This is a genomic window from Streptomyces albofaciens JCM 4342, from assembly GCF_008634025.1.
Classification (GTDB): domain Bacteria; phylum Actinomycetota; class Actinomycetes; order Streptomycetales; family Streptomycetaceae; genus Streptomyces; species Streptomyces albofaciens.
Window position 1 is genome coordinate 1,491,037 of record NZ_PDCM01000002.1, and the last position, 24,826, is coordinate 1,515,862.

At 75.5% G+C, this 24,826-nt stretch carries 5 protein-coding genes; all 5 read right to left on the minus strand.

Annotated features, from left to right (window positions below; genetic code table 11):
* Positions 1-24: 24 nt before the first annotated feature.
* The 5 genes from CP973_RS26880 to CP973_RS26900 all read right to left on the minus strand — a co-directional run bounded on the left by CP973_RS26880 (position 25) and on the right by CP973_RS26900 (position 24,723).
* Positions 25-1,557 carry a tryptophan 7-halogenase gene (locus CP973_RS26880; protein ID WP_150246403.1) on the minus strand — a complete coding sequence of 511 codons (1,533 nt, stop codon included), beginning with the start codon at positions 1,555-1,557 and terminating at the stop codon, positions 25-27.
* A gap of 50 nt (positions 1,558-1,607) precedes the next feature.
* Entirely contained in the window at positions 1,608-2,894 is a 1,287-nt protein-coding gene (locus CP973_RS26885) for a cation:proton antiporter (protein WP_150246406.1), read from the minus strand.
* A gap of 68 nt (positions 2,895-2,962) precedes the next feature.
* Positions 2,963-3,187 (minus strand): MbtH family protein, encoded by a 225-nt coding sequence (locus CP973_RS26890; protein WP_150246408.1) that lies wholly within the window; start codon positions 3,185-3,187, stop codon positions 2,963-2,965.
* Positions 3,184-9,759, minus strand: coding sequence for an amino acid adenylation domain-containing protein (locus tag CP973_RS26895; RefSeq protein WP_150246411.1), 6,576 nt, complete (start codon positions 9,757-9,759; stop codon positions 3,184-3,186). The genes CP973_RS26890 and CP973_RS26895 overlap by 4 nt, the downstream gene beginning before the upstream one ends.
* A gap of 36 nt (positions 9,760-9,795) precedes the next feature.
* Positions 9,796-24,723: a non-ribosomal peptide synthetase gene (locus CP973_RS26900; RefSeq protein ID WP_150246414.1), complete on the minus strand. Its 14,928-nt coding sequence runs from the start codon at positions 24,721-24,723 to the stop codon at positions 9,796-9,798.
* Between the last annotated feature and the right edge of the window lie 103 nt (positions 24,724-24,826).

Here is a 24,826-nt window from a genome sequence, read left to right on the forward strand (position 1 = left end):
CCTCTTCTTCGTCGTCGTCCGTGGTCACCCACTGCCGGCGGGGAGCCAGAACATGCCGTCCGGCGACGACACCAGCCCGCCGGGCAGCAGCGGCGTCTCGGGCTCGGCGTCCGCGCCGAGCAGCGCGCGCATCTGCACCTGGGAGCCCTCCCGCGTCACCTGGCTGACCACCGAGGACTTGAACAGCGGCAGCATGCTGCCGTCCTCGCTGTGCGCCAGCTGGTCGACCGCGCCGGCGAACTCCGCGGAGTCCGCCCGCAGGCGCTCCGCCATCGCGTCGGCGTCGGTCAGCGCCGTCTCGCCCGAGGAGACCCCGCCGACCAGGTCGACGAACGCCTCCATCTCGGAGCGCTGGTGGTGCGTGACCTTCTTGGCCTGCCAGAAGTAGGACTGCTCGCTGTGGTGCATCTCGTAGAACGAGAGCAGGAACTCGTAGAAGACGCTGTACTCCCGCCGGTAGCGCGCCTCGAACTCCCGCAGCGCCACGGCCTCGTCCACGAGCCCCGCCAGGACACTGTTGATGCTACGCGCCGCGAGCAGTCCGCTGTAGGTGGCCAGGTGCACGCCCGAGGAGAACACCGGGTCCACGAAGCACGCCGCGTCGCCCACCAGCAGCATTCCGGGCCGGGAGAAGGTCGTCTGGTGGTACGAGTAGTCCTTGCGCACCCGCAGCTGTCCGTACTGCCCGGTGGTCACCCGCCGGGCGTTCGCCAGATACTCGCTGATCAGCGGGCACTCCGCGATCAGGGCCCGCAGCGCCTGCTCCTGGTCGCCCTGGATCTTCTCCGCCATCTCCCGGCGCACCACGGCGCCGACGCTGGTGAGGGTGGGGCTCAGCGGGATGTACCAGAACCAGCCGCTGTCGAAGGCGACCGAGAGGATGTTGCCGGAGTTGGGCTCCGGGAGGCGCTTGCCGCCCTCGAAGTAGCCGAAGAGGGCGAGGCTGCGGAAGAACTCCGAGTACTTCCGCTCCCCGCCGACGCGCTGGAACAGCCGGCTCTTGTTGCCCGACGCGTCGACCACGAACGTGCCGCGCGCCTCCCGTTCGGCGCCGTCGGCGTCGGTGTAGCGCACGCCCCGTACCCGCTCCTCGTCCGCTATGACGTCCGCGACCGCGCAGCCCTCGCGGACGTCGGCGCCGCAGCGGCCGGCGTGGCGCAGCAGGATCTCGTCGAACTTCGACCGCTCGACCTGGTACGCGTACGACGTCGGGCCCGCCATGTGCTCGGAGACCGAGAACGAGAACGTCCAGGGCTCCGGTGTGGCGCCCCACCGGAAGGTGCCGCCCCGTTTGCGTGTGAACCCCGCCGCCGCCAGGTCGTCCGCCACGCCCGTCAGCCGGCACACCCCGTGCACGGTCGACGGCAGCAGCGACTCGCCTATCTGGTAGCGGGGGAAGAATTCCTTTTCCAGAATCAGCACGCGGTGCCCCTGCCGCGCCACGAGCGCGCCGAGCGTGGAGCCGGCCGGACCGCCACCGACGATCACCACGTCGTACGTCTCCGGGTCCGCCGGGTTCCCTGCGTTCGCTGAATTCGCCACGGCCCTCTCCCCCATTTCCGGGCGGACCGCACCTGGGCATTCGCGCACAGATATCCGTCCGCCTGCTATTCGATTGTTAATTTCCGCTGAGAATCCGTCAAGGAAGGCGATTTGACAGCGGTCCGCGGTGTACTGTGCCGGGCGATCAGCGAGAGCATCGGCCCGGTCATGAAGGTGGTGATCAGGGCCATCAGCACCAGCACGGTGAACATGTCGCGGCCGATGATCCCGGCTTCCAGTCCCACGTTCAGCACGATCAGTTCCGTCAGTCCGCGGGTGTTGACCAGCGCGGCCACCAGCGCCGACTGGTCCCGGCCGAGACGGCTGAGCCGCGCCGCCGCGTACGCCGGGACGACCTTGCCGACGGTGGCGACGGCCACGATCAGCGCGAGCAGCAGGACGGCCTCGCCGTTCAGCGACCCGATGTTGAACGACAGCCCGGTGGTGACGAAGAACAGCGGCAGCAGCAGGCCGGCGCTCTGCTCCATGGGGCGCAGCACGTCGGCGTCCGGTACGCCGTCGCGGCGGGGCATGGCCAGACCGGCCAGCAGCCCGCCGAAGACCGGGTGCAGGCCCAGCGAGGCGGTGACCCAGGCGCTGCCCAGGGCGAGGGCCAGCGCGACGGTGACCTGGTTGGCCATCAGCGCCCGGGAGCGGTTCAGCCACCGGCCGAGGACCGGGCGTACGACCAGGAACATGCCGGCCACGAACGTGGTGACCAGCAGCAGCGTCAGGGACCAGTGGCGGCCCGGCGCGTGGCCGGTGCCGACCAGGGCTGCGGCCAGCACCAGCCACGCGGCCACGTCCATGAACCCGGCGGCGGTGGTCGAGACCGTGCCGGCCGGGGTGCCCGCGAGGCCGCGCTCGCGGATGATGGCGACCAGCACCGGCAGGGCGGTGACGGACACCGCCACCACCATGAACAGCAGGAACGAGTGGCCGCTCGCGTGCCGGGGGTCGACCGACGAGAAGGCGCCGGGCAGCAGTTCCACCGCTCCGGCGCTCAGCCCGGCGGGGGTCAGCAGCGCGGCCACCGCGACCACGGCCGCCGCCCGGCCGCCCCGGCGCAGCTGCCGCGCGTCGATCTCGTAGCCCGCCACGAACATGAAGAGCACGATGGCGACCTGGGACAGCACCGACAGGAAGGGCAGCACGTCTTTCGGGAACAGGTGGGCGGTCGGGTCGCCGGGGAGCCGGCCCAGCAGGGTGGGTCCCAGGGCGATGCCCGCCACGATCTGGCCGATGACGGCCGGCTGGCCGCACCGGCGGGCCGCCGCGCCCAGCAGCCAGGACACCACGACGATCAGCGCGACATCGCCGATGACGACGGTCACGACTGTTTCGGTGTTCACTTCGGGCCTCCCCCACGGGGGCGGCCGGCGTCCCGGCCGCCCCCTTCATGGCTGTGTCGCGCGGGTTCCTACGACCCGTTGGTGCTCGCGTTCATTTCCGCGATGAGGCTCTTCGGGCGCATATCGGTCCAGTGCTCGTCGATGTAGTCGAGGCATTCCTGCCGCCCGGCCTCGCCGTGTACGGAGGTCCAGCCCTCGGGAATTTCCGCGAAGGCGGGCCAGAGCGAATGCTGTCCCTCGTCGTTGACGAGAACCAGGAAGGTGCCGTTCTCGTTGTCGAACGGATTGGTCATGATGGGTTCCTTTCCCCCGTCGGCCGCGCGGCCCGGAGCTTTTCTGCGACGATGCGCCCGATCTGTGCCAGGGGCGCGGGCTGGAGCATGCTGTAGTGGTCGGTGGCGATGTCGTGGGTCTCGATGGTTCCCCCGATGAAGCGCCGCCAGCTGCCGGCGGCGTCCCACGCCTGGGAGTTCTCGGGCCGGTCCACGGTCGCGACGAAGACGTTCAGGTCGCCGCCGAACCGGGCCGGTGTGTAGCCGAACGAGAGCCGGCCCGCGTTGATGGTCACCTCCCGGATGTTGGCCAGCAACTGGTCGTCCAGGCCGCCGCCTTCGCCGTCCCGTGGGCCCTGTTCGCCCAGTTCGCGGCGGAGCACCACGTCCTCGCTCTCGCGGGCGGCGGGCGTCTCGGTGAAGACCTCGCCGGTGTCGCCGTCGAGGTACGTGTCGAGCAGCGCGAGCAGCGCCACCTCCTCGCCGCGGGCCTCCAGCGCGGTGGCCACCGCGTAGGCGACCGTGCCGCCGAAGGACCAGCCCAGCAGGTGGTACGGGCCGTTGGGCTGGACGCTGCGGATCTGCTCGACGTAGTCGGCCGCCATCTCCTCCATGGTCAGCGGCAGCGGCTCCGGTCCGGCCAGGCCGCGCGCCTGGAGGCCGTAGACCGGCTGGTCGGCGGGCAGGTGCGGGAGCAGGCCCCGGTAGCCCCAGCTCAGGCCCAGGCTGGGGTGGACGCAGAACAGCGGCGGCCGGCTGCCCTGCGACCGCAGCGGCAGCAGGACGCCGAGGTCGCCCCGGCTGCCGCGGGCGGCGGACCTGCGCGGGCGCTCGCGGCTCGGGTCGGCCGGCGTGATCAGGCCGTCGGCGGTGCGCCGGGCCCGGTCGCCGGTGCGCAGCATCCGCGCGCCCGGCGGGCCGAAGGGGCTGGCGACGAACCGTTCACCGGTGCGGGCGGGCCGGTCCGCGTAGCCGCGGGCCGTCGACGCGCCCGCCACGTACAGGTCGCCCGTGACGCCGTGCGGCACCGGCCGCAGCAGCTCGTCGAGCACGTACGCGCGGGTGTCGCGCACCGGGCGGCCGGCGGGCAGCGCGGCCGGTGCGGGGTCCCCGGCGGCGGTGCGGAGTTCGAGCCAGGGGCCGCCCGTCCCGGCGGAGCCGTGGGCGGTGACCAGGGTGGTGTCCGGGTGCAGGGCGCGCCACTTCAGCAGGCCGTCGTCGGCCGACGGCGTGTCCGTCGACACCGCGAGGACCTCCACGGGCCGCCGTCCGTCCGGCAACTCGGCGAGCGTGGGCAGCAGCGCGCGGGTGGTCACCAGCAGCTGGGGGTCCTCGGGCCCGGTGGGCGTACGGACGTCCTCCGGCGCGCCGAGCCGTACGCCGCCGCCCCCGCACAGCGCCGCGAGCAGCGGTACGACCAGGTCCGCGACGGGCGCCCGGGTGTCCAGCAGCGTGGTGCCGCCGGCCGGGGCGGCGTGGGCACGGTGCGCCGTGTGGTGGGCCAGCGTCCGGTGGTCGACGACCGCGGCGCCGTCCGGTGCCCCGGTGTCCAGCACCAGGGCGGCGTGGGCGGGCAGCGGCGGCCGGAGCCCGTCCGTACCGCCGGTGGCCCCGTTGGGCGCGGCCGCCACCGGGTCGTCCAGCGGCACGGCCGGCACCGGTCCGTCGGCGGGCAGCCGCCCGGCCGTGGCGGTCGTGCAGACCAGGGCGGCGGGCCGGGACTCCCGCAGCACGGCTTCGATCTCCTCCACCGGCCGGTTGGAGTCCACCGGGCGGCAGGCGGCCCCGGCCTTCAGGACGCCGGTCAGGGCGACGAGGAACGCGGCGGTGAGCGGTTCCGCCACGGCCACCACGTCCTCGGGTCCGGTCCCCCGCTCGGTGAGCCGACGGGCCAGCAGGCTGCTCGCGGCGTCCAGCGCGCCGTAGGTCAGCGTGCCGTTGCCGTCCATGGCGGCCACCGCGTCGGGGGTACGGGCCGTCTGTTCGGCCAGCAGCTCGACGACGGTACGGTCCGCCGCCTCGGCCGCCGTGCCGTTGCCGTCCGCGACCAGGCGGCGGAACTCGTCCTCGCCCAGCAGGATGTCCACCTGGCCCAGGCGCAGCTCCGGGTCGTCCGCGAGCTGTTCCAGCACGCGCACCAGCCGGTCGGCGATGACCTGGGCGGTGTCCCGGTCGAACAGGTCGGTGGCGTACCTCAGCTGTCCGTCGAGGCCGCCCGGACCGCCGTCGGCGTCCTGGCGTTCGGTCAGGCCGAGGGCCAGGTCCAGTTCGCCGGTGGCGGCGCCCACGTCCAGCCGCGCGGTGCGCAGGCCGGGCAGCTCCCACGGGTCCCACAGCTCGACCTTGTCCTCCTCGACCTCCAGGCCGACCTGGAAGACCGGGTGCCGGTCCACGGAGGGCGGCAGGGGCAGCGCGTCCACCAGGCGCTCGAACGGCACGTCGTGGTGGTCGCGCGCGCTCCGGTCCGCCTGCTGAACGCGGCGCAGCAGTTCGAGGAAGCCGGGGTCGCCGGAGGTGTCGGTGCGCAGCGGCAGCGGCCCGTCGAACGGGCCCACCAGCCCTTCGAGGCCGTCCTCGTCCCGGCGGGGCTGGACGGTGCCGACGGTGATGTCGGTGCTCCCGCCGAGCCGGGTGAGCAGCAGGGCCAGCGCCGCGTGCACGACCATGAACATGCTGGCCTCGCGGGGCCGTGCGGCCTCGGCCAGCTTGGCGTGCGCCGCGGCGTCCAGGCGCAGCGGCACGCTCGCCAGGCGCCGGGAGGGCAGCGCGGGCCGCGGCCGGTCGGTGGGCAGCGCCGGCTCGTCGGCCAGGTCGGCCAGGGTGTCCGTCCAGAAGTTCAGCTGGTCGCTGACCAGGCTCTCCGGCTCGTCGGCGCCGCGCAGCAGCTCCTGTTCCCAGCGGGCGTAGTCGGCGAACTGCAGGGCCAGTGGAGCCCGTTCGGGTGCCCGGCCTTCGGAGCGGGCGCCGTAGGCCGCCGCCAGGTCGCGGAAGAGCGGGTCGAGCGACTGCTCGTCGGCGGCGATCCGGTGGACGGTGACCATCAGGACGTGCTCGGTGTTCGACAGGGCGAACAGGTGCGGAGCCCAGGGGGCTTCGCGTGTCAGGTCGAACGGGTGGGCCGCGTGCGCGGCCAGCAGGCCCGGCAGCTCCTCCTCGGTCGTCTCCGTCACCGGCAGCCGCGGGCGGGCGGCGGGGTCGGTGGCGGCCATGATGTGCTGGCGCAGTTCGTCGCGGGCGCCGGAGAAGGTGGTCCGCAGGATCTCGTGGCGGGCCGCCACGTCGCCGAGCGCCGCCTCCAGGGCCGCCCGGTCCAGGTCGCCCGTCAGGCGCAGCGCGGCCGGGAACTGGAACGCCGCGCCGCTGTCGTGCAGCCGGGTCATCAGCCAGGTGCGCAGCTGGGCGACGGTGGCGGGCGCCTCGCCGTCGTGGTCGGCGGGGGCCAGCACCGGGCGGGCCTTGGTGGCGAGCGTGCGGGCCACGCCCGCGGCGGTCGGCGCGCTGAAGAACTGCCGCAGGTTCAGCGACGCGTCGAACTCCTCCCGGATGCGGCCGATCAGCCGCATAGCGAGGCCGGACTCACCGCCCAGTTCGAAGAAGTCGTCGTCGGCGCCCACCTGTTGGAGCTTGAGCACGTCGGCGAAGAGACCGCAGAGGGTCTCCTCGGTCTCGTTCCGGGGTGCGCGCCGCGCGACCCGCTCGGCGAAGTCCGGGGCGGGCAGGGCCTTGTGGTCGACCTTGCCGTTGGCGGTGACGGGCAGGGTGCCCATCACCATCACCGCGGCCGGCACCATGTAGCCGGGCAGGATCTTGGCGGCGTGCTCGCGGACCTCGTCGGCGTCCACCTCCTGGCCGTCCGGTACGACGTAGCCGACCAGCAGCCGTTCGCCGGGGCGGTCCTCGCGGGCCGCGACCACGGCCTGGCCGACGCCGGGGTGCGCGGCCAGCGCCGCCTCGACCTCGCCGAGCTCCACCCGGAACCCGCGGATCTTGACCTGGTCGTCGGCCCGGCCGACGAACAGCAGCGCGCCGTCCTCCGTCCAGCGCACCAGGTCGCCGGTGCGGTACATCCTCCCCCGGCCTTCGCCCGGGGGGACCCCCTTGCCGGGCGCGAACGGGCAGGCCACGAAGCGTTCCGCGGTCGGCCCGGCGCGGTCCAGGTAGCCGCGGGCCAGCCCGGTGCCGGCCACGTACAGCTCGCCCGGTGTGCCGGCCGGGACCGGCTGGAGGAACGCGTCCAGGACGTAGACCTGCCGGTTGGACAGCGGGCGGCCGATCGGCAGCACCGCGGCCGGTTCCTCGCCCGCCCGGGTCAGGTGCCAGGTGGCGCAGAGCGTGGTCTCGGTCGGGCCGTAAAGGTGGCGTACGGCGGTGTCGGGGCAGGCCGCGCGCACCCGCGCGACGGCCGCGGCGGGCACCACGTCGCCGCCGGTCAGCACCTCGCGCAGGCCGCGCAGGCACTCCGGCGACTCCTCGGCCACCACGCGGAACGTGCCGGCCGTCAGGTGCACCGCGGTCACCCCGGCGGCCACCGCGGCGCGGATGTCCTGTGCGTCCACCGCGCCCGGCGCGGCGACGACCACGCGGCCGCCGGAGGCCAGCGGCACCCACACCTCGAACAGCGAGGCGTCGAAGGCGTGCGGCGCGTGCATCAGCACCGCGTCGCGCGGGCCGACGGACCAGCCCAGGTCGGCGACGAGACCGGCCACGCCGCCGTGCGGCACCGCGACGCCCTTGGGCTGCCCGGTGGAGCCCGAGGTGTACATCACGTACGCGAGGTCCTCCGCCGCCACGCGTACGGGTACGAGGGCGTCGGCCGGGGCCACCGCGACGGCGGCCCGTACCCGGGCGTCGTCCAGGACGACCAGTTCCGCCGCGGCGTCGACCGGCACCGCGTCGCGGGTGGCCGCCGTGCACACCACCGCCGACGGGCGGGAGTCGGACAGCAGGAACGCGACCCGCTCGGCCGGGTAGCCGGGGTCGACCGGGACGTACGCGGCACCGGCCTTCCACACCGCCAGGAGGGTCACGAGCAGGTCCGCCGAGCGCTCCATCAGGACCGCGACCCGGTCGCCGCGGGTCACGCCCCGGTCCGCGAGGTAGGCGGCCAGCCGGTCCGACTCGCGGGAGAGTTCGGCGTACGACAGGGAGCGCCGCGGGTCGCTGACCGCGACCGCGCCCGGCACCTGCGCCGCCTGGCCGGCGATCAGCTCCGGCACCGTGCTGCCCGGGACCTTGGCCGCGGTGGCGTTCCAGCCGGCCAGTACGAGGTCGCGCTCCGGCTCCTCCAGGACGCCGATGCGGCCCACCGGCACCGAGGGGTCGGCGGCCAGCTGCGCCAGCACCCGTACCACCCGCTGTCCGATCCGCCGGGTCGCCGCCTCGCCGAACAGGTCGGGCCGGGCGGACAGCCGCAGGCTGATGCGGTCGCCGGGGAACACGCCGAGGGTGATGGGGTAGTGCGCCGCGTTGCGGGAGAGTCCGGCGGGCTCCAGCGTGAGGGCCTGCGGGTCGTCCGGCGCGGCGGGCGGGCGCGGGAAGCTCTCGTAGACCACGAGGGTGTCGAAGGAGGCGCCGGGCCCGGCGAGCTGCTGGACCTCCGACAGGCCCAGGTGCTGGTGCGGGAGCAGCGCCGACTGGCGTTCCTGGAGGTCGGTGAGGAGGTCGATGGCGGGCTGCCCGCCGTCGAGCCGTACCCGTACCGGCAGGGTGTTGATGAACAGGCCGACCATGGACTCCACGTGCGGCAGGTCGTGCGGGCGGCCCGCGACGGTGGCGCCGAAGACCACGTCGGTGCGCCCGGCCAGCCGGGCGAGGACCAGCGCCCAGGCGCCCTGGAAGAGCGTGTTGAGCGTCAGTCCGTGGCGGCGGGCCAGCTCGGCCAGGTCGTGGGAGGGGCCTTCGGGGATGTCGATCAGGACGTCCTCGGGCACCACCGAGGCGCGGGTGCGGTCCGCCGGGACGACCAGCGTCGGTTCCTCGGCGCCGGCCAGTTCGGCGCGCCACGCCTCGCGGGCCGCGTCCTTGTCCTGGCGGCCCAGCCAGGCCAGGTAGTCGCGGTAGGAGGCGGTCGGCGGCAGCGCGCCGCCGTCGCCCCCGGCCGCGTACGCCGCGGACAGTTCGGCGAGCACGATCGGCATCGACCAGCCGTCCATGAGGATGTGGTGGCTGGTGACGACCATCCGGTGCCGGCCGTCGCCGAGGCGGATCAGCAGGACGCGCAGCAGCGGCGCGGCGGCGAGGTCGAAGCGGCGGGCGCGCTCGGCGCCGGCCAGCCGCTCCGCCTCGGCCTCGGCGTCGTCCGGCGCGAGGTGCGACAGGTCGGTCTCCTGCCAGGGCAGTTCGACCTCGCGGGCGATGACCTGCACCATGCGGGCGCCGCTGACCCGGCGGAAGCAGGCGCGCAGCGCCGCGTGCCGGGCGATCAGGGTCTCCCACGCCGCGCGCAGCCGGCCCGTGTCCAAGGGACCGTTCACGGCGTGTGCGGACTGCACCGTGTAGACGTCCGGTCCCTCCTCGTCGAAGGTGGCGTGGAAGAGCAGCCCCTCTTGCAGTGGTGACAGCGGCCACACGTCCTCGACCATGGATCGGGTCATCGCTTTCTCCTCACAACGCCTCGTCGTGCTCGGTCGCTAGCGCTTGTCATCGGTGAACCCGGCCTCCAGCTCGTCGATCTGCTGCTGGGCGAGATCGAGCAGCCCGAAGTCGGAGGGGGTGTGGCCGCCCGCCGCCGGGTCGGTGGTGTGCGCGGCCAGGCCGGCCAGCAGGTCCAGCCAGGCCCGGCCGGTACGCTCGGCCGCCGCCGGGTCCGCGTGGGCGGGCAGGCCGAGCGTGAGGGTCAGTTCCGGTTCGTCCCGCGTGCCCCGGAGGACCGTGCCCGCCTCCAGCGCGTACGCGGCGGGCAGGCCGGGCCGGGGCGTGCCGTCGGCCGCGGCGCCGGCCGGCTGCCAGGGCTGGTCCGCCGGTCCGGTGCGGGACCGGTCCCGGTGGGTGTAGGCGACGCGCGGTTCCGGCAGGGCGTCCGGGACCGCGCCGGACCCGGCGTCGGCGCGCAGCTGTTCCTTGACGGCCTTCACCAACGTACCGGCCGCCGGGCCGCCCGCCCAAGCGCCGTCCAAATCGGTGCCGGACAGGTCCAGCCGTACGGGTCCGGGGGCGGTGAACCGGCCGACGGTGCGGGCCAGTTCACCGCTGTCCCGGCCGTCCCGCTCGACCGCAACCACGACGGACGCGCCGTTCTCCTCGCGCGCGATCGCGCCCGCCAGGGCGGCGAGCAGCACCTCGTGGGCCTCGCAGTGGTACAGGGGCGGGATCCGGTGGAGCAGGGTGGCGGCGGTGTCGCGGGGGACGGTCCACGACCGGTGCTCCACGATCTCCGGGCTCGGTACGACAGCCGGGCTCCCGGCGGCCAGTTCTCCGGCCCACCGCCGGAAGGACGTCCCCACGGGCGCGAGTTCCGGTACGGCACCGTCCGCCACGGCCGCGCAGGCCGCCGCGAGGTCGGTGACGACGATGCGCCAGGACGCCTCGTCCACGACCAGGTGGTGGGCCACGAGCGCCAGTCGGCCCGTACGTCCGGTTCCGGCGTCCAGCCACACGGCCCGCAGCACGGGACCGGCCGCCGGGTCCAGCTGCTCCGCCGCCTCGCGCCCGGCGCGGTCCGCGACGGTGTCCAGGTCGTCGTCGGCGATGCCCGTGGCGTCGATGCGGGTGAGCACCGAGGCAGCGTCCACCGTGCCGCGGTCACCGGCCACCAGCACCGGTCCCGTGTCATCGTCCGTCCTGACGCGGGCCCGCAGCATGTCGTGGGTGTCCAGTACGGCGGCGAGCCCGGCGGTCAGCGTGTGCGCCTCCAGACCGGCCGGCGCGGTGACCACGATCCACTCGGCGAGCCCCCGGCCGAAGGCGCGCCCGCCCAGCGCCCGCATGGCGGGGGTGGCCGCGATCGGGCCCGTGCCGACGTTCCCGGCCGCCCGTGCGCGGTCCGCCGCCCGGTCCGCCTCGACCGTCTCCGCGAGGCGCTCGGGGGTCGCCTGCTCGAATACCTGACGCGGCGTCAGGGGCAGCCCGGCGCGGCGGGCGCGGGAGGCCAGCTGCATCGACATCACGGAGTCGCCGCCCACGTGGAAGAAGTTGTCGTCGATGCCCACCCGTTCGAGGCCGAGCACCTCGGCGAACAGGGTGCACAGCGTCTCCTCCACCGGCGTGCGCGGGGCGCGCCCGGAGACCTGGCCGGCGAAGTCCGGCGCGGGCAGCGCCCGGCGGTCGACCTTGCCGTTCGGGGTGAGCGGCAGCCGGTCCAGCGGCACCAGGGCCGCGGGGACCATGTACTCGGGCAGCCGTTCGGCGACGTGCGCGCGCAGGGCGGCCAGCAGGGCGCCGGTGTCGCGGCCGGCGGCCGGCGCGTTGGTCCACGCCGTCAGCGGCGCGTCCGGGTCGGCGGTGCCTCCGGCCGGTACGTACGTGTCGACCGGCGCGGCCCCGTCGGCCAGTTCGGCGCGGACGAAGGTGACGTCCAGGTGCTCCGGCGTACCGGCGGACCAGGTGGCCCCCACCCAGTAGCCCAGGCTCTCGCCCAGTTCGTGGAACGCCTCCACGTCGGGTCCGCCGGGGGCCGTGGCCGGCACCCCGGCCGGGTCCCCGCCGTCCTGGACGGCGCGGGCGAGCGCGGCCTCGTACGCGACCCGGGTGTTGGGCACGCCGGTGACGCGCAGCCGGTCGGGCCGCTCGCCGTCCAGGTGCCGCCGCAGTGCGGCGAGGCCGCCGTCGCGGTCCGTCCAGTCGCGCTCCGGCGCGCCGTCGAGGGAGAGCACGGCGGCTCCCCGCTTGTGCAGCGTCACGTCGTAGCGGTAGCGGGTCAGCTCGTTGTGGTGCCGTCCGCGCTTGAGCCGGATGTCCACGCCCGCGGCGTCCGGCAGCCGGTCCCGCAGGGCCGTGAAGAACTCGGGGTCGACGAGGAGTTCCTTCTCCAGGACGACGCTGCGCTCCACGGCCCGCCGCAGCGCGGCCGGGTCGACGTCGTCCCCGGCGCGGTGGACGTGCACGGCGGCGGTCAGGGCGCGCAGCAGCCGTACGTTGCGCACGTCGCCGACGAACAGCGCGCCGCCCGGGGCCAGCAGCCGTACGGCCAGCTCCACGACCTCCCGGAGGTAGCCCGCGTTGGGGAAGTACTGCGCGACCGAGTTGAGGACGATCGTGTCGAAGTACCCGTCCGGCAGGCCGTCCGCCTCATGGGCGGCCTGGGTGCGCAGTTCGACCCGTCCGGCCAGCTCCGGGTCGCGGCTCACGTGCCGCCGCAGTTCCTCGATCGCGGACGCGGAGAAGTCGGTGCCCCAGTACGTCTCGCAGTCGGGGGCGAGATGGGAGAGGAGCAGGCCGGTGCCGACGCCGATCTCCAGGACGCGGCGCGGGCGCAGCGCCCGGATGCGCTCGACGGTCCGGGCCCGCCACTCGCGCATCTGCTCCGGCGGGATCGGCTGCCCGTCGTAACTGCTGTTCCACCCGGCGAAGTTCTCGCCCAGCACATCGGACCCGGGATGGGCGTGCAGAGTGTCGTACAGGTCCTGCCACTCGCCGACCTGCTCCTGTTCGAGCCGCTCGTCCCGGTCCCCGGTGGCCGTGTCCGCGACCACGTAGCCGACCAGGCGGCGGTCGCCGGGCCGGTCCTCGCGGGCCACCACGACGGCCTGGGCGACGGCCGGGTGGGTGGCGAGCGCGGCCTCCACCTCGCCCGGCTCGACCCGGTGGCCGCGCACCTTGACCTGGGCGTCGGCCCGGCCGACGAAGACCAGCTCGCCGTCCTGCGTCCAGCGGACCACGTCCCCGGTGCGGTACATCCGCCCCCGGCCTGCGGCCGGGGGGACCCCCGTGCCGGGCGCGAACGGGCAGGCCACGAAGCGTTCCGCGGTCAGGCCCGGGCGGCCGAGGTAGCCGCGGGCGAGGTTGACGCCGGTGACGTACAGCTCACCGGCCACGTCCGGCGGGACCGGCTGGAGGAACGCGTCGAGCACGTACGCACGGGAGTTGGCGATCGGCCGCCCGATCGGGACCGGGTCGGCGTCGGGTGCGAGCGGCGCGCTCATCGCCGCGCACACGGTCGTCTCGGTCGGCCCGTAGGCGTTGACCATCCGCCGTCCCGCGGCCCAGCGGGCGGGCAGGCCGGGCGGGCAGGCCTCGCCCGCCACGGTCAGCGTCTCCAGCGTCGCGGGCAGTTCCTCGGCCACCGCGAGCACGCTCGGCGGGACGGTCGCGTGGGTGATGTCCCAGCGGCGCAGCGCCGCGCCCAGCGACACGCGGGGCGGCAGGCCCTCCGGGCCCGGGACGACCGAGGCGGCGCCGGACAGCAGGGCCATGCACAGCTCGGAGACGGCCGCGTCGAAGCTCAGCGACGCCATTTGCAGGACCCGCGACCGCGGGGTCACCGCGAACCGTTCGATCTGGGCGTGTGCCAGGTTGCCCAGGCCCGCGTGCGACACGACGACGCCCTTGGGCCGTCCGGTGGAGCCGGAGGTGTAGGTGACGTAGGCGGCGTGGGCGCTGCGCAGGTGCGCGGTCCGCTCGGCGTCGGTCAGGGGACCGCCCGGCAAGGCGGCGACTTGGGCCGCCACCGCCGTGTCGTCCAGGACCACCACGCGGCCGCCGAACCCGTCCGGGACGACGTGCCGGGTCGCGGCGGTGCACACCACCACCGACGGCGCGGCGTCCGCCAGGACGTACGCCACGCGCTCCGCCGGATGGTCCGGGTCGACGGGGACGAAGGCGCCGCCCGCCATCGAGACGGCCAGTACGGCGGTCACCATGGCCGCCGACCGCTGCACGGCCACCGCGACGCGCTCCTCCGGCCCGACGCCGAGACCGGCCAGGTGGCGGGCCAACTGTCCTGCCTGCCAAGCCAGTTCGCCGTAGGTCAGGGTGCCGGTGTCGGTCACCAGCGCCGCCGCGTCCCGCGACCGCGCGGCCTGCCGGGCGAACAGCTCCGGGAGCGGCGCGTCCGGGGCGGGCACCGCCGTACGGTTCCAGCGGTCCTCGACCCGCTCCCGCTCGTCCTCGCCGAGCAGCCGGATGCGGCCGACGGGTGTCCGCGGGTCCGCCACCACCTGTTCCAGGGCGCGGACCAGCGCCGCCTGCATGCGTTCCGCGCGTTCGCGCGGGAAGACGTCGGGCCGGTAGATGAAGTCGCCCTGCGTGCGCTCCCCGGGGGCCACGATCCACGTCAGCGGGTAGTGTCCCCGGTCCTCCGGCACCCCGGCGGGCCGTACGGCGAGGGAGTCCGGGTCGGCCGGGGGCTCGGGCGGCTGCGGGTAGTTCTCGTAGACGACGAGGGTGTCGAAGGTCGCGCCGGGCCCGGCGAGGTGCTGGATCTCCGGGAGCCCGACGTGCTGGTGGGCGAGGAGCGCGGTGCGGCGCCGCTGGATGTCGGTGAGCAGTTCGGCGACCGGCTGCGCGCCGTCCAGTCGGACCCGTACCGGCAGGGTGTTGATGAACAGGCCGATCATCGACTCGACGCCGGGCAGCTCCGGCGGGCGGCCGGCGACGGTGGTGCCGAAGACCACGTCGGGGCGGCCGGTCAGCCGGGCGAGCAGCAGCGCCCACATGCCCTGGAGGACGGTGTTCGTGGTCAGGCCGAGGCCCCGGGTCAGCTCGGTCAGGCCCCGGGTCAGCTCGTCGGTCAGCTCGAAGCGGATGCGTTCCGGTACGGCGGGGGCGCGGACCAGTTCGGCCGGGACCACGCTGGTCGGCTCGTCCACCCCGGCCAGTTCCGCGCGCCAGGCGTCCCGTGCGGCCGCCTTGTCCTGGCGGTCCAGCCAGGCCAGGTACTCGCGGTAGGAGGTGGCGGGCGGCAGCGTGCGGTCGTGGCCGCCCGCCGCGTACACCTGCGCCATCTCGTTGATCAGCACCGGCAGGGACCAGCCGTCCTTGACGATGTGGTGGCTGGTCAGCACGAGGACGTGCCGCCGCTCGGCGAGCCGGACCAGCAGCAGCCGCAGCAGCGGCGCCACCGACAGGTCGAGCCGGTGCTCGCGGTCGCCGTCGGCGAGCCGCTGGAGCGCGTCCGGTACGTCGTCCTCGGGCAGCCCCGACAGGTCGGCCTCGCGCCACGGCAGCGGCACGTCGCGCGCGATGACCTGCACGGTCTCGCCCGAGGCGCGCGGGTGGAAGCTCGCCCGCAGGGACGGGTGGCGCAGCAGCAGCGTCTGCCAGGTGGCGCGCAGCCGGGCCACGTCGAGCGGGCCGGTCAGCTCCATCATCCGCTGGCCCTCGTAGATGTCCGGGCCGTCCTCGTCGAAGGCGGCGTGGAACAGCAGCCCTTCCTGGAGGGGCGACAGCGGCCAGATGTCCGTCAGGGACGGCACGGCGGCCTCCAGTTCCTCCACGGTGTCCTGGGTCAGGGCCAGGAGGGAGAAGTCGGAGGGGGTGTGGCCGCCCGCGCCGGGGCCTTCGGTGTGCGCGGCCAGGCCGTCGAGCATCGCCAGCCAGTCCTGGCCGAGCCGTTCCGCGGCGGTCTCGTCGAGGAGACCGCCGGGCCAGCTGAGGGTCAGGGTCAGCGCGGGCCCGTCGGGTCCGTCCTGGACGACCGCGCCCGCTTCCAGCGCGTGCCGGGCGGGCATGCCCGGGTCCACGGACCCGCCGAGCGCCGCTTCCCCGGCCATCTGCCACGGTGCCACCGCGTCCGTCTCCGCGCCCGCGGTGAAGCGGCCGAGGTAGTTGAACGCGATCTGCGGGGTGGGGAGGGCAGCCAGCGCCGGGCCCGTCTCCGGGTTGAGGTGGCGCAGCAGTTCGTACCCGAGTCCGTCGCCGGGCAGCGCGCGGGCCTGCTCCTTGACGGCCTTGAGCAGCGCCCCGGCGGCGGGACCGCCCGCGCGGGCCTGCGCCAGGTCGAGACCGGTCAGGCGCAGCCGCAGCGGGTGCGTGCTGGTGAACCAGCCGACCGTACGGGAGAGGTCCGCGCCCGCCAGCGGCTCGCGCCCGTGCCCCTCGATGTCCACCAGCACCCCGGCGCCGGTGTCCTGGCCGCGTTCGTCCTGCCGCCGGGTCACGGCGGCGGCCAGCGCGGCCAGCAGCACGTCGTGCACGCCGCAGTGGAAGGCGGCCGGGGTCCGGGCGGCGAGGACGGCGGCCGCGGAGCGCGGCACGGTCCAGGTGCGGCGGCACACGGATCCCGCGGTGTCGCGCGCCGGGTCGAGGGCCCGCTCGCCGATCAGCGGGTCGGGGCCGTCCAGCAGGGCGGTCCACCGCTCCAGTTCCGCGGTGCGCGCGGGGTCCGCCGCCTGGGCGGCCAGCAGGTCCGACCACTGCGGGAAGGACGTGCCGACCGGGTCGAGGTCCGGTTCCCGGTCCGCCGCCACCGCTTCGCAGGCGGCTTGCAGGTCGGGCACGAGGATGCGCCAGGAGACGCCGTCGACGACCAGGTGGTGGACGGCGAGGACCAGCCGGCCGGTCCGTCCGGGACCGGCGTCCAGCCACACCGCCTGCACCAGGACGCCGTCGGCGGGCGCCAGGCGTTCCACGGCGTCCCGCGCGACCTGGTCGGCCAGCACGTCCAGGCCGTCGTCCGGTACGCCGGCGGCGTCGACGCGGCCGGCCAGCGCGGCGGCGTCCACCGCACCGCGCGCGGACACGCGCAGCGTCGGCTCCGGCCCGTCGTCCGTCACACGGGCCCGCAGCATGGCGTGGGTGTCCAGGACGGCGGCCAGTCCGGCGGCCAGAACGTCTTCGCCCAGCCCGGCGGGGGCGCCCAGGACCGCCCACTGCGCGAACGCGGGCCGTGTCGCGGCCGGTACGCCCAGCGCCCGTACCACCGGGGTCCAGGCGACCTCGGCCGCCGTGTCGTCCGGCGTGTCCTGCGGAGCCCCGTCGGCGTCCCCGGCCGTCTCGGCGACCTCGGCCAGCCGCTCGGGGGTCTTCTCCTCGAAGACCTGCCACGGCGTGACGACGATTCCGGCGCGCCGGGCGCGCGAGACCAGTTGCAGCGACATGATCGAGTCGCCGCCGAGCTCGAAGAAGCTGTCCTCGACGCCCACCCGGTCCACGCCCAGCACCTCGGCGAACAGGGCGCACAGCGTCTCCTCGGCCGCGTTGCGCGGCGCCCGCCCGCCGGCCCGCGCGGCGAAGTCGGGAGCGGGCAGCGCGGCCCGGTCCACCTTGCCGTTCGCGGTCACCGGCAGCGCGTCCAGCACCACCACGGCGGCCGGGACCAGGTAGTCCGGCAGCAGCCCGGCGACGTGGTCGCGGACCGCCTCGCCGTCCACGGCCGTGCCGTCCGGCACCACGTACCCGATCAGGCGACGTTCGCCCGGCCGGTCCTCGCGGGCCACCACCACGGCCTGGGCGACCGCCGGGTGGGCGGTCAGCGCCGCTTCCACCTCGCCGGGCTCCACCCGGTAGCCGCGCACCTTGACCTGGGTGTCCGCCCGCCCGGTGAAGACGAGTTCGCCGTCCTCGGTCCAGTGCGCCAGGTCGCCGGTGCGGTACATCCTCCCCCCGCCTTCGGCCGGGGGGACCCCCATGCCGGGCGCGAAGGGGCAGGCGACGAAGCGTTCGGCCGTCGCCCCGGAGCGGTCGAGGTAGCCGCGCGCCAGGCCCGTCCCGGCGAGGTACAGCTCGCCGTCCACGCCGGGCGGTACGGGCCGGAGGAACGCGTCCAGCACGTACACCCGGCGGCCGGGCAGCGGACGCCCGATGGGCAGCACGTCCCCCACGGCATCGTCCGGCCGCAGCCGGTGCCAGGTGGCGCACAGCGTGGTCTCGGTCGGCCCGTACAGGTGCCGGACCGTCACCTCCGGGCAGGCGTCCCGTACGCGGGCGACGGACGCCGCCGGGACCACGTCGCCCCCGGTCAGCACCTCGCGCAGCCCGGCGAAGCAGTCCGGGTCCTCCTCCGCGGTCACGCGGAACAGGCCCGCCGTGAGGTGGACGGCCGTCACCCCGGCCGCCACCGCCGCGCGGACGCGCCCGGCGTCGACCGTGCCGGGGGCGGCCACCACGACGCGCGCGCCGGTGGCCAGCGGCACCCAGATCTCGTACAGCGAGGCGTCGAAGACGTGCGGCGCGTGCATCAGCACCGCGTCGTCCGGGCCGAGGGACCAGCCCCGTTCCCCGGCGAGCGCGGCCACACTGCCGTGCGGCACCGCGACGCCCTTAGGGGTGCCCGTCGAGCCGGAGGTGTACATGACGTACGCCACGTCGTCGGCGCCCACCGGGAGCCGGGGCACGGGCGGCGTCTCCGCCGACTCCGGGCCGTCCAGGACGACGATCCGCCCGGCCGCCTCCGCCGGGACCGCCGGCCGCGTGGCCGTGGTGCACAGCACGGCCGCCGGAGCCGAGTCCGCCAGCAGGAACGCGATCCGCTCCGCCGGATATCCCGCGTCCACCGGCACATACGCGGCCCCGGCCCGCCACACGCCGAGCAGCGCCGCGATCAGCTCGGCCGACCGCTCCAGCACCACCGCCACCCGGTCGCCGCGCCCCACGCCCACGCCGCGCAGCCGCGCGGCGATGCGCCCGGCCTCGGTGTCCAACTGCGCGTATTGGACAGTTCGCGCGCCGTCCACCACGGCCACCGCGTCGCCCGCCCGCGCCACCTGCGCGGCGAACAGCTCCGGCACCGACGCGCCGGCCGGCTCCCCGGCCGCCGTGGCGTTCCACTCCGCCACGACCCGGTCGTGCTCCGGCGCGTCCAGCACGCCGATCCGGCCGACGGGCGCCCCGGGGTCCGCCACGATCTGTTCGAGGACGCGCACGACCCGCTCGCCCAGCCGCCGGGCCTCGCGCCGGTCGAACAGGTCCGGGCGGTACGTGACGTAGACGCGCAGCCGGTCGCCGGGGACGACGCCCACGGCCAGCGGGTAGTGGGTGCCCGCCACGATGTCGGACTGGCTGATCGTCACCTCGCCCTCCGACCGCACGGCGCCGGACAGGGTGGCGGTGGTGCGCGGGTAGTTCTCGAACATCAGCATCGTGTCGAAGACCGCGCCGGGCCCGGCCAGGCCCTGCACCTCCGACAGCCCGAGGTGCTGGTGCGCCATCAGCGCGGACTGGCGCTCCTGGAGGCCGGTGAGCAGGCGCAGCACCGGCTGCGCGCCGTCGAGCCGGACCCGTACCGGCTGGGTGTTGATGAACAGGCCGACCATCGACTCGACATCGGGCAGCTCCGGCGGGCGGCCGGACACGGTGCCGCCGAAGACCACGTCGGTCCGCCCGGCCAGGCGTGCCAGGACCATCGCCCAGGCGCCCTGCACCACGGTGTTGACGGTCAGGCCGTGGCGGCGGGCCAGCTCGGTCAGGGCCCGGGTGCCGTCCTCGGAGAGTTCGGCGGAGCCGGTCTCGGGGGCCGCCGGTGCCCGGCCCTGGTCGGTGGCGCGGGCCACCAGCGTCGATTCCTCGGCGCCGGCGAGTTCCGCCTGCCAGGCGGCGCGCGCCGCGTCCCGGTCCTGGCGCTCCAGCCAGGCCAGGTAGTCGCGGTAGGAGGCGGTGCGCTTGAGCCCCGTAGCGTCACCGCCCGCCGCGTAGGCCGCGCCGAGCTCGTCCAGGACGACCGGCATCGACCAGCCGTCCAGCAGGATGTGGTGGCTGGTCACCACCAGGCAGTGCCGGTCCTCGGCGAGGCGGACGAGCAGCAGCCGCAGCAGCGGGGCCGCCGCGAGGTGGAAGCGGTGGGCCCGCTCGTTCGCGGCCAGCCGGTCCAGCTCGGCCCGCCGCTCGTCCTCCGGCAGCGCCGACAGGTCCGCCTCGTCCCACGGCAGGGTCACGTCCCGCGCGACGACCTGTACGGTGTCGCCGGATTCCCGCTGGTGGAAGCTGGCGCGCAGGGCGTCGTGCCGGGCCAGCAGCGCCTCCCAGGAGGCACGCAGGCGGGCGGCGTCCAGCGGCCCGTCCAGGTCCAGCAGCCGCTGGGTCTCGTAGACGTCCGGGCCCTCCTCGTCGAAGGCGGCGTGGAACAGCAGCCCTTCCTGGAGGGGCGACAGCGGCCAGATGTCCGTCAGCGACGGCACGGCGGCCTCCAGCGCCGCCACGCTGTCCTGGGTGAGGTCCAGCAGCGGGAAGTCGCCGGGGGTGTGCCCGCCCGCGCCGGGGGTGTCGGCGTGCGTGGCCAGGCCGCCGAGGAGGTCCAGCCAGGTCTCGCCGAGCCGGGCCGCCTCGGTTTCCTCCAGGAGGGCGGCGGGCCAGCTCAGCGCGAGGTCCAGCACCGGTCCGTGCGGAGTGTCGCGGACGACCGCGCTCGCCTCCAGGGCGTGCCGGGCGGGCAGGTCGGGCGCGGCCGTGCCGCCGACCGCGGTCGTACCGGCCGGCTGCCACGCGGCCACGGGGCCGCCGTCCGCGCCGCCGGGGAAGCGGCCGAGGTAGTTGAAGCCGAGCTGCGGGGCCGGGAGGCCGGCCAGCGCGGGGCCGGTCTCCGGGTTGAGGTGGCGCAGCAGCTCGTGGCCGAGCCCGTCGCCGGGCACCGCGCGCGCCTGCTCCTTGACGGTCTTGAGCAGCGCCCCGGCCGCGGGCCCGCCGGTCAGCGCCTGCGGCAGGTCGATGCCGGTGAGGTCCAGGCGGACGGGGTGGACGCTGGTGAACCAGCCCACCGTACGGGTCAGGTCCGTCCCGTCGAGCGGTTCGCGGCCGTGGCCCTCGATGTCCACCAGGAGTCCGGCGCCCGCCTCCGGGCGCCGGTGCGCGACCGCGCCCGCCAGCGTGGCCAGCAGCACGTCGTGCGCGCCGCAGTGGAAGGCGGCCGGTGCCCGGTTCAGCAGGGTGGCCGCCGCCGCGCCGGTGACCGTCCACGACCGGCGGCGCAGGGTCGCCGCGGTGTCGGTGGCCGGGTCGGGCGCGCGGGTGCCGAGCTGGGGTCCGGCACCGTCGAGCAGCGCGGTCCAGTCCGCCAGTTCGGCCGTGCGGGAGGCGTCGGACGCCTGGGCGACGAGGAGGTCGGCCCACCGGCGGAAGGACGTGCCGACCGGGTCCGGCTCGGGCGCCCGGCCCGCCGTCACGGCCTCGCAGGCGGCGCGCAGGTCGGGCACGAGGATGCGCCAGGACACGCCGTCCACGACGAGGTGGTGGACGACGAGGGCGAGCCGTCCGGTCCGCTCCGGCCCGGCGTCCACCCACACGGCCCGGACCATCTCGCCCGTGGCCGGGTCCAGCCGTGCGGCGGCGTCACTCGCCGCCCGCTCGGCGATGCCGTCCAGGTCGGCGTCCGGTGCGTCCGTGGCGTCGGTACGGGTGACGAGCGCGGCGGCGTCCACCGCCCCGCGGCCGGGCACGTCGAACACCGGCCCCGCCGCGCCGTCGCGCACCCGGGCGCGCAGCATGTCGTGGGTGTCCAGGACGGCGGCCAGCCCGGCGGTGAGCGCGTCCTGCCCCAGTCCGGCCGGTGCGCCGAGGACCGTCCACTGGGCGAACCCGGGGCGGGCGGCCCGCTCCCCCAGCGCCCGCATCACCGGCGTCCAGGGCACCTCGCCGACGCCCACGTCGGACGCCGCGCGCGCGGCCGCGTCGGTACGGGTCGCCACCGCCGCCAGCCGCTCCACGGTCCGGTGGTCGAAGACCTGACGCGGCGTCAGCACCAGTCCGGCCCGACGGGCCCGCGAGACCAGCTGCATCGAGCCGATCGAGTCGCCGCCCAGCGCGAAGAACCCGTCGTCGATGCCCACCCGGTCGAGCCCCAGCACCTCGGCGAACAGACCGCACAGCGTCTCCTCGGCCTCGGTGCGCGGCGCCCGCCCCGAGACCCGCCCGGCGAAGTCGGGGGCGGGCAGCGCCGCGCGGTCCACCTTGCCGTTGACCGTGACCGGCAGCGACGGCAGGACCAGGACGGCCGCGGGCACCATGTAGTCCGGCAGCACCTTGGCGACGTGCTCGCGGATCTGCTCGGCGTCCGCCTCCTGCCCGTCCGGTACGACATAGCCGACCAGCCGCCGTTCGCCGGGACCGTCCGCGCGCGCCACCACCACGGCCTGCCCGACCGCCGGGTGGGCGGCCAGCGCCGCCTCCACCTCGCCCAGCTCGACGCGGAAGCCGCGCACCTTGACCTGCGCGTCGGCCCGCCCGACGAAGACCAGCTCGCCGTCGCGCGTCCAGCGCACCAGGTCGCCCGTCCGGTACATCCTCCCGCCGTCGGCGAACGGGCACGCCACGAAACGCTCGGCGCTGAGCCCGGCGCGCTGCCAGTAGCCCTGCGCCAGCCCGGTCCCGGCGACGTACAGTTCGCCGGTCACGCCCGGCGGCACGGGCTGGAGGAACGCGTCCAGCACGTACACCTGCCGGTTGCCCAGCGGACGGCCGACCGGCAGTTCGGGGCCCGCGGCGTCGCCGGGCCGCAGCAGGTGCCAGGTGGCGCACAGCGTCACCTCCGTCGGCCCGTACAGATGCCGTACGGCGAGGTCGGGGCACGCCTCCCGGACGCGGGCGACGGATGCCGCCGGGACCACGTCCCCGCCGGTCAGCACCTCCCGCAGTCCCACGAAGCACTCCGGCGCCTCCTCCGCCACCACCCGGAACAGCCCGGCCGTGACATGCGCCGCCGACACTCCGCCGGCCACGGCGTCGCGTATCCGCTGCGCGTCCACCGCGCCCGGCCGCGCCACCTCGACCCGCCCGCCGGAGACCAGCGGCACCCAGATCTCGAAGAGCGACACGTCGAAGGCGTGCGGCGCGTGCATCAGCACCGCGTCGTCCGGGCCGAGGGACCAGCCGCGCTCGCCGGCCAGCGCGGCCACACTGCCGTGCGGCACCGCGACACCCTTCGGGGTGCCCGTCGAGCCGGAGGTATACATCACGTACGCCAAGTCCCCGGCGGACACCGGCACATGACGTGCGGAGTGCGGCATGTCCACTTCGCCCAGCACCACCAGCGGAGCGGACGTGTCCACCGGAACCGCCGCACGTGCCGCCTCGCCGCACACCACGGCCGAGGGCCGCGAGTCGTCCAGCATGAACGCGATCCGCTCCGCCGGATACCCCGCATCCACCGGTACGTACGCGGCTCCCGCCTTCCACACCCCCAGCAACGCCACCACCAGATCGACGGACCGCTCCAGCACCACCGCGACCCGGTCACCACGCCCCACACCCAGACCGCCCAGGTGCGCGGCCAGCCGCCCCGCCTCCGCGTCCAACTCCGCGTACGTGAGCCGCCGTTGACCGTCCACGACCGCCACGGCATCCGGCGCCGACGCCACCCGCCGCGCGATCAGCTCCGGCACCGACGGCCCCGCCACCTCCCCGGCCGTGGCATTCCACTCCCCCACCACCAACTGCCGTTCAGCCCCGCCCAGGACACCGATCCGGCCCACCGGCACCGACGGATCGGCCACCATCTGCTCCAGCACCCGCACCAGCTGCCCGAAGACGGCCTCGGCGGTGGGGCGGTCGAAGAGGTCCGGGCGGAAGTCGAGCTTGCAGAGCATCCGCTCGCCCGGCACGACGACCAGGGTGAAGGGGTAGTGGGAGGTCTCGCGGCCTTCGAGGAAGCGCAGGGTGAAGGCGTCGGGGCCGGTCGTTCCGACAGGGGCCGCCGGGTAGTTCTCGAACACCACGAGGGTGTCGAAGACCGCGCCGGGACCGGCCAGCTTCTGGATCTCGCCCAGGCCCAGGTGCTGGTGGGCCATGAGCGCGGTCTGCCGCTCCTGGATGCCGGCGAGGAGGCGGTGCAGCGGCTGCCCGCCGTCGAGCGGTACGCGCACCGGCAGCGTGTTGATGAACAGGCCCACCATCGACTCGACGCCGGGCAGCGCGTCGGGGCGCCCGGCCACGGTGGCGCCGAACACCACGTCGTCGCGCCCGGCCAGCCGCGCCAGGACCAGCGCCCAGGCGCCCTGCACGACGGTGTTGACCGTCAGGCCGTGGGCGCGGGCCAGCCCGACCAGGCCGCGTGTCAGGTCCTCCGGGATCTCGCTGATCAGGCTCTCGGGGACGGCCGGCAGCCGGGCCGGGTCGGCCGGTGCGACGAGGGTCGGCTCGTCGTTGCCGGCCAGCTCCGCCCGCCACGCCTGCCGGGCGGCGTCCTTGTCCTGCCGGTTCAGCCAGGCCAGGTAGTCGCGGTAGCGGGCCGCCCGGGGCAGTCCGCGGGCGTCGCCGCCCGCCGCGTACACCGTGGTCAGCTCGCTCAGCAGCACCGGCATGGACCAGCCGTCCATCAGGACGTGGTGGGAGGTGATGACCAGCCGGTGCCGCTCTTCGCCCAGGCGGACCAGCAGCAGGCGCAGCAGCGGCGGCACCGCCGGGTCGAACCGCTCGGCCCGCTCCTCGGCGGCCAGCCGCTCCGCCTCGGCGAGCGCGTCCGCCGCACCGAGGCCGGAGACGTCGGCCTCCCGCCAGGGCAGTGTCACCTCGCGCGCGACGACCTGTACCGCGTCGCCCGACCTGCGGCGCCGGAAGCCCGCCCGCAGCACCGGGTGCCGGGCCACCAGCGCCTCCCAGGAGACGCGCAGCCGGTCGGCGTCCAGCGGTCCGTCCAGCGCCAGCGTGCGCTGCCCCTGGTAGACGTCCGGGCCCTCCTCGTCGAAGGAGGCGTGGAACAGCAGCCCTTCCTGCAACGGCGAGAGCGGCCACACGTCCTCGACAAGAGATCGGGTCATCGCTTACTCCTCAAAACGACGTGCGTTCAGCGGACTACGAGGTGCGGTGCGCGGCCCGCGGGCCACGGCGCCCGGCCGGCGGGCCGTGGTCCGCGGGTCGTGG

Coding starts and splice junctions, on each gene's coding strand:
- CP973_RS26880 (WP_150246403.1), bottom strand. CDS start 1,557: ATGGGGGAGAGGGCCGTGGCGAATTCAGCGAACGCAGGGAACCCGGCG.
- CP973_RS26890 (WP_150246408.1), bottom strand. CDS start 3,187: ATGACCAATCCGTTCGACAACGAGAACGGCACCTTCCTGGTTCTCGTC.
- CP973_RS26895 (WP_150246411.1), bottom strand. CDS start 9,759: ATGACCCGATCCATGGTCGAGGACGTGTGGCCGCTGTCACCACTGCAA.
- CP973_RS26900 (WP_150246414.1), bottom strand. CDS start 24,723: ATGACCCGATCTCTTGTCGAGGACGTGTGGCCGCTCTCGCCGTTGCAG.